The organism is Aminivibrio sp., from assembly GCF_016756745.1.
Lineage (GTDB): Bacteria > Synergistota > Synergistia > Synergistales > Aminobacteriaceae > Aminivibrio.
In genome coordinates this window covers 1-11,408 of the sequence record NZ_JAESIH010000083.1, presented here as the reverse complement: position 1 = coordinate 11,408, position 11,408 = coordinate 1, and the positions used below count along the sequence as shown (strand labels likewise).

Below are 11,408 nucleotides of genomic sequence, written 5' to 3'. Positions count from 1 at the left end.
CCGCGACCTCGACATGGCGAAGGAAATGATGAACTTCACGAAGCTGAACATCCTGATGCAGGCCGGCAACTCCATGCTTGCCCAGGCGAACCAGCTTCCCCAGAACGTGCTGCAGCTCCTCCGGTAAATCTCTAGCACACTACAGAAAAAGAGGGGAGATTTTCTCCCCTCTTTTTCCTAGAGACAGGGAGGTGCCGATGCCATGGAAATCCTTCGTTCAACCGTTTCGCAGGGTTCACCTGAGAAGGCCCCGGCCGTTGGAAAAGTTTCCGAAGTACCTGTTCCGAAAAAAACTGCGGAGCCTCCGGTAAAACCGGTATCCGAGGAGCAGGTGCAGGACGCCGTCGACCAGGCGAACAAGCTGGCGGTGGCCTTCGACAGGAGCCTGAAGTACGAGTACAAGAAGGAGGCGGATGTCTACCAGGTGTCGGTCATCGATACCTCCAAGGACGAAGTGGTCCGGAAGATTCCGCCCGACGAAGTGGTCCGTTTCATGGAGAACATCAGGGAGCTTTTCGGTGCTCTTCTCGATGTGAACGCGTGATATTTGCGATGTACTGCCAGAGGCGCCCGCAGAAGCGGCCGCCTCTTTATTTTTTCCCTCAAACGGACGATACTGGAAAGGGATTAAAATTTTCCGGAACAGTCCATTATGGGGGAAGCCGCATGAAGATATGTGTCACAGGAGCCGGGGGGTTCATTGGTTCGCAACTGGCCGAAAAACTGGCGGAGCGGGGCCACGAAGTTCGGGCCTTTCTTCGGTACAACTCGAAAAACTCCTGGGGATGGCTCGAGGAGTCCGAATACGCCAAAGAAATGGAGATCATTTCTGGGGACATCCGGGATTTCGACCTCGTTCGGCAGGCCGTTCATGGCTGCGACCGGGTCTTCCACCTTGCGGCCCTCATCGGCATCCCCTATTCCTACGTTTCTCCCCTGGCCTACGTGAAGACCAACGTGGAAGGGACCTACAACGTCCTCCAGGCCGCCCGGGAGTGCGGAGTTGAGCGGGTGATCCACACCTCCACCAGCGAGGTCTACGGAACGGCCCGATATGTCCCCATCGACGAAGGGCATCCCATAACCCCCCAGTCCCCCTATTCGGCCACCAAGGCCTCGGCGGATTATCTCGCCCTCTCCTATTATGGCTCCTTCGGCGTTCCCGTGACGGTGGTCAGGCCCTTCAACACCTACGGTCCAAGGCAGTCGGCGCGGGCTATCATCCCCACCATCATCAGCCAGCTCCTCGCCGGAAAAGAGGAAATTTCCCTTGGGAACCTCAAGCCCACCCGGGACCTGACCTTCGTGGACGATACGGTCCGGGGATTCCTGGCTGTGTCGGAAGCTCCCGGCGCCGTGGGCGAGGTACTGAACCTCGGCACTGGGACAGAAATTTCCATGGGAGACCTCGCCCTGCTCATCGGAAAAATCATGGGGAAATCTTTCCGCATAACGTCTGATGAACAGCGGGTCCGCCCTGAGAAGAGCGAGGTGGAGCGGCTGCTTTCAAATCCGTCAAAGATGAACGCCCTCACGGGGTGGAAGGCCGCCGTTTCCCTCGAGGAAGGCCTGAAGCGAACCATCGAATGGATGAAGGACCGCAGGGCGCTCTACAAGAGCGGCATCTATAACGTATAGAAGGTGAACGACATGTTCCTGCTTCTTGATGCACCGAATCTCGGAGGGGAGGAAAAGGCGAAGCTCATGGAGTGCGTGGATTCCACCTATGTTTCCACCGCAGGCCCCTTCGTGCCTGAGTTCGAGCAGCGGTTCGCCCGGTACCTCGGGACGGAGGACTGTGTGTCGGTCCAGAGCGGTACAGCAGCCCTTCACATCGCCCTCGCCGAGGCCGGGGTGGGACCGGGGGACGAGGTCATCGTGCCCGCCCTTTCCTTTGCCGCATCGGTCAACCCGGTCCTGTACACCGGGGCAACTCCTGTGCTTGTTGACGTCGACCCCGAAACCTGGACCCTTGACCCCGGACTGACGGAAGCGGCCGTTACGCCCAGAACCCGGGCGATTCTGCCCGTTCATCTCTACGGCAACCTCTGCGACATGGACAAACTGGGAAGGATTGCGGAAGAACGGGGGCTCGTCATCATAGAAGACGCCACCGAGAGCCTGGGAGGAACGTGGAAAGGCAAACCCTCCGGAACCCTGGGGAATTTCGGCTGCTTCAGCTTCAACGGAAACAAGCTTATCACTACCGGCGGGGGAGGCATGGTCGTTGCCCGTGACAGGGAGCGGATCAACCATATCCGCTTTCTCGTCAACCAGGCACGGGATGCGTCAAAGGGATATTTCCACCCTGAAATGGGGTACAACTACCGCATGACGAACCTCGAGGCCGCCCTCGGCCTCGCCCAGATGGAGCGCATCGACCTTTTTCTGGAAAAAAAGCGGACCTTTGCCCGGATCTACCGGGAAGTCCTTGCCGGCCTTCCGGAGGTGGAATTCCAGAAAGAGCTTCCGGGGGCACAGAGCGCATGGTGGCTTCCGTCATTCACCTTTTCCGGCGGTGGAGTTCCGGAACTCCAGGAAAAACTTCGGGAAAAAGGCGTGCCCACCCGGAGGCTCTTTTCTCCTTTGCACACATACCCATACCTGAAAGACTTCTGCAGATTTTCCTATCCTCAGGCCGAGCGTATCTTCGAGGAGGGCATCAATCTTCCCGCTTCCACGGTCAACGACGAAGAATCCACCCTTCGTGCGGCGGAGAGTATCCGTGATGCCGTCCTTTCCATGAGAAGGTGAGGCAATGGCCCGGAAAATCGCCGTCATAACCGCCACAAGGGCGGAATACGGTTTGCTCAGCCCGCTGATGAAGAAGATTCTGGACGATCCGGACCTGGAGCTGCAGATCATCGTCACCGGAGCGCACCTGTCGCCCGAGTTCGGCCTGACGTGGAAGGAGATCGAGGGGGACGGCTTTCCCATCCACAAACGGGTGGAGATGTTGCTCTCCGGCGATTCACCCGTTGCGGTGACCAAGTCCCTCGGCCTCGGCATCATTGGTTTTGCCGACGCTCTCGATGAATTGAAGCCGGATATTCTGGTCATTCTGGGTGACCGGTACGAGATGCTCGGTGCCGCTGCTGCAGCAGTTCTTGCGGGGATACCCGTCGCCCACATACACGGCGGCGAGATCACCCTCGGCGCCTACGACGACGCCTTCCGTCACGCCATCACCAAGATGAGTTCTCTCCACTTCGTAGCTCATGAAGATTACCGGCGGCGTGTGATCCAGATGGGGGAGGTTCCCGATTCGGTCTTCGTCGTCGGCCCGGCGTGCCTCGACGGGATCAGGGAGACGGAACTGCCGACCGGGAATGAACTGGAGCAGCATCTCGGCATTCACCTTTCATCACCCCTCTTCGTCGTAACCTATCACCCTGAAACCCGCTCACCTTTGCCTGCAGAAGAGCAGATCAAACGCCTCCTCTCGGCTCTGGACCGCTTCCCGTCAGCGACAATGGTCTTCACCGGGGCCAATGCCGACACGGACGGCCGGGTTATCAACGAGCGGATGCTCGAATTCTGCAGGCTCGCTCCGGAAAAACGGGCCTTTGTCCAGTCACTGGGGAGGAAACGGTATTGGGGTATGCTTTCGATAGCAGACGCAATTATCGGCAATTCCTCCAGCGGAATTACGGAAGCTCCTTTCTTTGGTGTTCCGGTAGTGAATATCGGAGCCAGACAACAGGGACGAATAAGGGGCGACCTTGTTATTGACTGCCCTTGTGAAGTTGAGGGGCTGGAGCTTGCGATACAAAAGGTGCTGACCTGCGGCAGGCGGTCCTTTAAAAGGAAATTAGCTTCTTTTCGTCCTGCAAAATCAATATGTGCTCATCTTAAGAACGCCTCATTTGAAAAAGTAAAACGTTTTTATGATATCCAATGGACGGAGTGAGAATATGAGCATCTATATTGTTGCCGAAGCAGGAGTTAACCACAACGGATCACTGGATATGGCGTTAGAACTCGTTGATTGTGCCTCTGATGCCGGAGCTGATGCGGTGAAGTTTCAGACGTTCCATGCAGAAAAGGTAATTTCCGAAAATGCGCCGAAGGCAGAATATCAAACGCACACAACCGGTGATGGGCAATCACAGCTGGATATGGTTCGCCCCCTTGAACTTGGCGCTGAGGCCCATTATTCATTAAAAAAAAGGTGCAATGAGCGAAAAATTAATTTTTTGTCCACTCCTTTTGACGAAGATAGCCTTGATTTTTTGGTTCATAATCTCGGACTTCGTAGATTGAAAATACCTTCCGGAGAGATCACAAACGCTCCTCTTCTGCTTCGAGCGGCCAGAACAGGGTCCTCCATTATCATGTCAACCGGGATGAGCACCTTGGGAGAAATAGAGGAAGCCCTCGGTGTTTTGGCGTTTGGATTTCTTAATAACGAAACACCTCCTTCCCGGGAAGCTTTCCGGAAGTCGTTCTTCTCAAACGAGGGACAGAACTTATTGAAGCAAAGAGTTTCGCTTCTTCATTGCACAACTGAGTATCCGGCTCCATTTAGCGAAGTAAATCTTAGAGTTCTTGAAACCTTAAAGCAGGCCTTTGGTCTTCCTGTTGGCTATTCTGACCATACGGAGGGTATTGCAGTTCCTATTGCTGCTGCAGCATTAGGAGCTGTAATTATTGAAAAACATTTCACCCTTAATAAGGGACTCCCTGGCCCTGATCACAAAGCATCACTTGAGCCTGACGAGCTTTTCGCCATGATACAAGGTATACGAAAAGTTGAAATGGCACTGGGAAACAGTCGAAAAATACCAACCCCTTCCGAACAAAAAAATAAAGTAATTGCGCGCAAGAGCCTGGTGGCGAATAAAGAAATAAAAAAAGGAGAAGCTTTTTCCTGCGACAATATAACTATGAAAAGGCCGGGCGACGGGGTGTCTCCGTTTTTCTTCTGGGACTGCTTGGAAACTTGCGCTGGCAAGGATTTTAAAAAAGACGAAGAAATTATTTATTGACGTTTATATTGCCTTCTTTTGAAAGCGGAAGGCATGTTTTTTTGAGACTAGCAGTTTCAAGGGAGGAATAATCATGATACGTGAAACAGATATCCCTGAAGCTATTGTATTCAATAATTTTTCAAAATATGTCAGAAGGCAAGCTCTATCGAGGTTTTTGGCCCAATATGAGTTGTTTAAACTACAGATGGGGATTAAAGGGAGTGTCGTCGAATGTGGAGTTCATCATGGAGGAAGTTTAATGACCTGGGCAAAACTTTCCTCCGCCTTGGAACCAATTGCCTTTGACAGAAGAATTTTCGGGTTTGATACCTTTGACGGCTTTCCTTCAATCAACTCTAAGGATTTGGGAGAATATGGGAATAAAGAAGCGAAAGTCGGAGGTTTTCAGGCTCCCTACGAGGTTTTTGAAGAGTTAAAGAAAGTAATAGAAGATTATAATTCAAATAGATTTATAAACGAAATAGAAAAGGTTTATCTGATTAAAGGTGATGCTTTGCAGACGATTCCGTTGTTTTTAAAGGAAAATCCTCACTTGATTATCAGCTTGTTGTTTATGGATTTTGATCTTTATGAGCCAACCAAGGTTGCCTTGCACCATTTCTTACCGCGTATGCCAAAAGGGGCAATCTTGGCATTTGATGAACTTAATAATCCCTGGTGGCCCGGTGAGACTCAGGCGGTTCTAGAGGAACTCAATGTTTCGGATTTTAAGTTTGAGAAGTTTACCTTTGATCCAAATATTTCTTATATAGTGCTATGAGCGTTTTAAGAAATGTTGTGAGGTTTTTTTCCTATGAGTAAGCGTGTTTTGGTTTATCCCTGCGGGACTGAAATCGGCCTCGAAATACACAAAGCCGCCGGCAATTCGATCCATTTCGATTTGTTTGGTGGTTCCAGCTCCTATGACCACGGCAGATTTGTATATGAGAAACATATAGGGAACCTTCATTTTATCGATGATTCAAGCCAAAAGGCAGATATCGAAAGATTTGCATCTCAGATTGATAGATATGATTTTGACTTTATTTACCCTGCAATGGACGGGGTTCTTACGAAATTCTCAGAATTCAGGGAGTGTTTCAAAGGCCAGGTCATTGCTCCGCCTTGCAAGACTGCGAAAATTACCCGGTCAAAAAAAAAGACATATGGTTATTTTGCGGGGCTTCTTGAGGTTCCGAAGATAATAGGAGACGATACAGAAATTCCTTTCCCTGTCTTCGTTAAGCCTGATGTGGGACAGGGTGCTCGTGGAACTGCTTTGATTCGCAGTGAAAAAGAACTTGCTTTATACAAAAGCCTGAATGGTGCGGAAAACCTCTTGATTCTGGAGTATTTACCCGGGGAAGAATACACCATTGATTGTTTTACTAATTCTTCGGGGGATCTGGTTTATTTCGGCGGCAGGGTCAGACGGAGAGTTAAAAGCGGGATTAGTGTCAATGCTGTACGAGCGGAAAATAAAGAGTTCAAGAGAATTGCTGAGATTATTAATGCAAATCTCGAGCTTCGGGGCGCCTGGTTCTTTCAGTTGAAAGAAAACAGCAAAGGCCAGTTGTCATTGCTGGAAATTGCCCCAAGAATAGCAGGAGGATCAGCACTGACAAGAAATTACGGTGTAAATTTGCCGCTCCTGACGCTTCACCTTTTTGACGGTCAAATAATCGATTCGATTCTGCTTAACAATTATGAACTGGAATTAGATCGGGCACTGCAGAATAGTTATTCCAGCACGATCAGCTTCAGTCGGGTTTATATTGATTTTGACGATACTCTTATTCTCAGGGGCAAAATAAATTTGCAGGTAGTGGCATTCTTATTTCAATGTGTCAATGATGGCGTCCCCATTACATTGTTGACGAGGACGAAAGTTGATCTTGGAAGCAGTCTTGAGTTTTACCGCATAAAAGGGCTTTTTGATGATGTGATTTTTGTAAGTGAGACTGAGAAGAAGAGTCAATATATCAAAGAACAGGATGCTATTTTTATCGATGATTCTTACGGTGAAAGAGCAGAAGTTAGGCGAGAAACAGGAATAAATGTTTTTGATACTCATATGATAGAGTGTCTGCTGCGTCATTGAAATATTCCAACTCTTCAGGCGGATTACAGCGAAGGTTTGATGATTTGACAAGGTTAGCATTTCAGGGGGTTGTGTTGATTTGATTTCTCTTAAGCTTCTCGTCGTTGGCCTGGGGTCCATGGGTAGGCGCCGTGCCCGACTGACTGAAAGATTTTTTCCCGGGGTTGCCCTTTTCGGGGTGGACTCCCGCCCGGACCGGAGAGAAGAGTTTTCCCGGCAGTTCAATGCTGATGTTTTTGATTCCCTGGATGAAGTTTTTGAGACGCTAGCGCCTGATGCAGTGGCAGTCTGCACTTCACCGGAGAATCATGGAGATTTGGTGCCGCTGGTTTTGAAAAGGGGCATCCCCACCTTCTCCGAGCTTGACCTTCTGGATGACGGGTATGACGCTATTTTGCCCTTCGAGGAGAGAGGATTTCCCGTGGCTTTTCTCTCATCGACTCCCCTCTACCGCTCGGAAAACCGGTGGATTATCGGAAACCACGGGGAGACGGGGGCGAGGAAGTTTTATACCTACCACGTAGGCCAGTATCTGCCGGACTGGCACCCCTGGGAAAAGTACGACGAGTTTTTCGTCGGTTCGCCCCGGACGAACGCCATCCGGGAAATTCTGTGCATCGAGCTGCCATGGCTGACGGAGTGCTTCGGAAAAGTGACGGACTTCAGCTGCTCCTGGTCCCGGATAAGTTCTCTGAACCTTCCGTACCCGGACACCTGCCAGGTCCTTCTGCGCCACGCCGATGGAACGGCGGGGAGCCTTACCGTTGACTGCGTCTCCAGGAAGGCGGTCAGGAATCTGCGGATCAGCGGCGAGGAAGGAACGATCCTGTGGGAGGGAAACAGCCGGTCTCTTTGTTATCTTTCCCCGGCGGGGGAACCGATCCATCCCCTGCTAGACGAAAAGGAACTCGAACGGCAGGCCGGATATGCGGAATTCATCAGCGAAAGCCCTTACCTCGAAGAGCTGCGCCATTTTTTCCGCCTGGTCAGCGGTGAAACGGCAGAGCGGGGCTACAGCTATGCCCGCCACCGGGAGATCCTGGGGCTGGCAGACCAGCTCGAGAGGGAGTGGAGAGAGCAATGAAAGCCTGTTTTTTCGGCATGGGGTCCATCGGGATGCGCCATGCCCGAAACCTGAGGCATCTTCTCTGGACTCGCGGCTACAAAGGGGAAATTCATGCCCTCCGCTCCGGCCGGGGAGGGGAAATGCCCGAAGGCCTGGCGGACAGAAACTGTGCCTCCTGGAACGACCTGGAGCCTCCCTATGACCTGGTCTTCATCACCAACCCCACGATGATGCACTATGAAACGCTGCTCAAGGCCGAGTCCCTGGGAAAGTCCATTTTCATCGAGAAGCCTGTTTTTCATAGTTCCTCTGTAGCATCCGGCATTCCCCGTTCCCTTTCAGGAAAGACGGTCCATGTTGCCTGCCCGATGCGGTTTCATCCGATAATCGAGCACTTAAAAGCCCGTCTGCCCGGAGATGTCTTTGCGGCCCGCCTGCTCTGCTCCTCCTATCTTCCAGACTGGCGGAAAGGCAGGGACTACAGGGCCGTCTACAGCGCCCGGCGGGAACTCGGGGGTGGAGTGGCCCTCGACCTGATCCACGAGCTTGATTATGCCCGGTGGCTCTTTGGCGAACCGGAGAAGGTCGTCCGGGTGTCCGGCAAATATTCGGCCCTCGAGACCGACTGTGACGACGGGGCGGCCTTTATCATGACCTGCGGAGGACGGCTGGTGGAAGTTCACCTGGATTATTTCGGACGAAAGGCCCGGCGGGAATTGGAGCTGTTCTGCAAGGATGACACCTTCGTCTGCGACCTTATCCAGCGGACCGTGACCTCCCTTCTGTCGGGAGAAACGACGACCTTTCCCCAGGAGGACCTCTACGAGAAGGAAATGGTATATTTCCTGGACCTTTCGGAAAAGGGGGAGCAGTCCTTCAACTCCCTGGAGGACGGGCTGGCGACACTGCGCATCGCCGAAGGAGGAGAAAGAGAATGAAGGAGATACTGTTCACCGTCTGCGGAAGGGGCGGATCCAAGGGCATAAAGAACAAGAACATCCGTCTGCTCTGCGGTGTGCCGCTGGTCGCCTGGACGCTCTTTGACGCCGCCTCGGCCTTCCGGGACGATGGCGAAATACGAAAAACGCTGGCGGTGGACAGCGACTCCGACGAGATCCTCGAGACGGCCGGGCGGTTCGCTCCCGGAGCGTATTTCCACAAGCGCAGAAACGAACTTGCCGGGGACAGGGTGGCGAAAATGGACGTTATCGGCGAGGTGCTCTCCCACGCGTCCAGGGATACGGGACAGACCTTCGACGCCGTGGTCGATCTCGACATTACATCCCCTCTCCGCACACCGGAAGATATCGAGAGAACCTGCGACGTATTCTTCAGGGGGAAAAAGGACGTTGTCTTTTCCGTCGTACCCGCCCGGAGGAACCCCTATTTCAACATGGTGGAAAGAAACCCCGACGCAAGATTCTCCCTGTGCAAGCCGTCCTCTTTTGTGGCCCGCCAGCAGGCGCCGGAAGTGTTCGACATGAACGCCTCCATATACGTGTACAAACCGGAGGTCTTTGCCAGGGGTGTCAAATCTCCCGCGTCACTGGATTTCGACGTGTTCGTCATGCGGGATTTCGGCGTCATCGACATTGACCACGAGGAGGACCTGGAGATGATGAACCTGCTTCTTGAGCAGGGGGAACATCTCCTCCCCGATGCCCTCCGGGAGAAAAAGAAAACGCTGATGGCTCAAGCGGTGGCCGGGTGTGAAGGGAGGGTGAAGGAATGATGGAATATTCAAAGCAGCATGACGTAAAGAAACTCCTTCTTCATGGTGCGAAGAGCGTCCTGGAAGCAGTACAGCACCTGAACGATACCGGCTCCCAGATACTGTTCATCGTCGACGATTCCGGTAAGCTCAACGGAACGCTGACCGACGGCGACATCCGGCGGTGCATCAGCGCGGGAAAACCGCTCTCCACGCCTGTCGGGGAGGTGTGCAATCCTTCCCCCAAGACGGTGTCGTCCTATTCCCTCGGCAGGGCGAGATCCCTCATGGAGCGGCACGGAATCAGCAGGGTTCCGGTGGTGGGAAAAAAAGGGGAGCCCGTGGCGGTGATTTACCTCGAGGATGTCCTCTCCGAGGAAGCGACGGTCGAACGGCAGGAGAACAAGGTCGTGGTTATGGCCGGCGGCAGGGGGAGCCGTCTCGACCCCATCACGAGGATCGTTCCCAAGCCTCTCCTTCCCATCGGCGACAAGCCCATGCTGGAACTGATCATGGAGTCCTTCGGAAAGCGGGGTTTTTCGGAATTCCTTCTTTCAATCAATTACCGCAAGGATTTCATCAAGACCTACCTTGCCGAGAGGAGTGATTTGCCTTTCTCCGTGTCCTGCGTGGAAGAAGAGACATTTCTCGGTACGGCGGGGAGCCTCGCCCTGATGAAGGACAGCCTTTCAAGGACCTTTTTCGTGAGCAACTGCGACATCCTGGTGGACGTGGACTATCTCTCCGCCCTTGAATTTCACCGGGAAAACGGGTATGCCTTCACCATAATAGGAGCACTGAAGAAAGTGAGTGTCCCCTATGGCGTCATTCATCTCTCGGGGGGCGAATTCGAAACGATCGAGGAAAAGCCCGACGTCCCGCTGATCGTGAATACCGGCGTATATATCCTGGAACCGGAGTGCATCGACCTGATAGGGGGGGGTGAAAAGCTCGACATGCCGGACCTCATCGGCCGGGTCAGGGAAAAGGGCGGAAGGATCGGCGTCTTCCCGGTGCACCGGAAATGGATCGACATCGGACAGTGGGGGGAATACAAGCAGGTTCTGCAGTAGTTCCCTGGAGTTGCGGAATCGCTCGAGAATGGGCAGGGAAGGATCTCGGGCTGAGGGGGTTTAAAGGCGAGATCCTTCGCATCCGCTCAGGACGACAAAAGCGAGATCCTTCGCATCCGCTCAGGATGACAGACAGAGACACTCAGGATGACACGAGCGGTTTGTCGTCCTGAGGCCGGCTTTCTTGGCCGAAGGATCTCGGTCTTGCCCCTAAGGGACGAAAAACCAACCCCGAGATCCTTCACTTCGTTCAGGATGACAAAAGCGGGGTCCTTCCCTCGCTGTGCTCGGGATGCTGCGCGATCGCTTCGCTCAGGATGACAAGAGCGAGATCCTTCGCATCCGCTCAGGATGACAGACACAGACACTCAGGATGACAGACCTTGAGGTTCCGCTCAGGTTGACAAGCCGTCTCGATCCCTTGTTTATGCTCAGGCTCTTTCGCTGTACAATAGGTTCCGGGAAAATGTTAAGAGAAGTCGTATTT

At 53.0% G+C, this 11,408-nt stretch carries 12 protein-coding genes; all 12 read left to right on the top strand.

Translation table 11 applies throughout. From position 1 onward, the window contains the following. A partial coding sequence (locus JMJ95_RS13355) for a flagellin (RefSeq protein WP_290686287.1) occupies positions 1-127 on the top strand: 127 nt, incomplete at its 5' end. 75 nt (positions 128-202) lie between these two features. Next, positions 203-544 (top strand): flagellar protein FlaG, encoded by a 342-nt coding sequence (locus JMJ95_RS13350; RefSeq protein WP_290686285.1) that lies wholly within the window; start codon positions 203-205, stop codon positions 542-544. A 122-nt stretch (positions 545-666) separates the two neighbouring features. Then, positions 667-1,638, top strand: coding sequence for an SDR family NAD(P)-dependent oxidoreductase (locus JMJ95_RS13345; RefSeq protein WP_290686283.1), 972 nt, complete (start codon positions 667-669; stop codon positions 1,636-1,638). A 12-nt stretch (positions 1,639-1,650) separates the two neighbouring features. After that, entirely contained in the window at positions 1,651-2,754 is a 1,104-nt protein-coding gene (locus JMJ95_RS13340) for an aminotransferase class I/II-fold pyridoxal phosphate-dependent enzyme (protein ID WP_290686281.1), read from the top strand. Between the two features lie 4 nt (positions 2,755-2,758). After that, a complete protein-coding gene (neuC, locus tag JMJ95_RS13335) occupies positions 2,759-3,910 on the top strand; it encodes a UDP-N-acetylglucosamine 2-epimerase (RefSeq protein WP_290686279.1) in 1,152 nt (383 codons plus the stop codon). A gap of 4 nt (positions 3,911-3,914) precedes the next feature. Continuing rightward, positions 3,915-4,988, top strand: coding sequence for an N-acetylneuraminate synthase (gene neuB / locus JMJ95_RS13330; protein WP_290686277.1), 1,074 nt, complete (start codon positions 3,915-3,917; stop codon positions 4,986-4,988). Positions 4,989-5,061: 73 nt separating this feature from the next. Continuing rightward, complete coding sequence (locus JMJ95_RS13325; RefSeq protein WP_290686275.1) at positions 5,062-5,751, top strand: TylF/MycF/NovP-related O-methyltransferase; 690 nt, start codon at positions 5,062-5,064, stop codon at positions 5,749-5,751. Positions 5,752-5,784: 33 nt separating this feature from the next. Next, positions 5,785-7,071 carry an ATP-grasp domain-containing protein gene (locus JMJ95_RS13320; RefSeq protein ID WP_290686273.1) on the top strand — a complete coding sequence of 429 codons (1,287 nt, stop codon included), beginning with the start codon at positions 5,785-5,787 and terminating at the stop codon, positions 7,069-7,071. A 79-nt stretch (positions 7,072-7,150) separates the two neighbouring features. Next, positions 7,151-8,155 carry a Gfo/Idh/MocA family oxidoreductase gene (locus JMJ95_RS13315; RefSeq protein WP_290686271.1) on the top strand — a complete coding sequence of 335 codons (1,005 nt, stop codon included), beginning with the start codon at positions 7,151-7,153 and terminating at the stop codon, positions 8,153-8,155. After that, positions 8,152-9,075 carry a Gfo/Idh/MocA family oxidoreductase gene (locus tag JMJ95_RS13310; protein WP_290686270.1) on the top strand — a complete coding sequence of 308 codons (924 nt, stop codon included), beginning with the start codon at positions 8,152-8,154 and terminating at the stop codon, positions 9,073-9,075. Before JMJ95_RS13315 ends, JMJ95_RS13310 begins: the two co-directional genes overlap by 4 nt. Next, positions 9,072-9,869, top strand: a complete 798-nt coding sequence (locus JMJ95_RS13305; protein ID WP_290686268.1) for an acylneuraminate cytidylyltransferase family protein — start codon at positions 9,072-9,074, stop codon at positions 9,867-9,869. Before JMJ95_RS13310 ends, JMJ95_RS13305 begins: the two co-directional genes overlap by 4 nt. Further along, on the top strand, positions 9,866-10,921 hold the full coding sequence (locus tag JMJ95_RS13300) for a nucleotidyltransferase family protein (RefSeq protein WP_290686266.1): 1,056 nt from the start codon (positions 9,866-9,868) through the stop codon (positions 10,919-10,921). The genes JMJ95_RS13305 and JMJ95_RS13300 overlap by 4 nt, the downstream gene beginning before the upstream one ends. Positions 10,922-11,408: the final 487 nt, after the last annotated feature.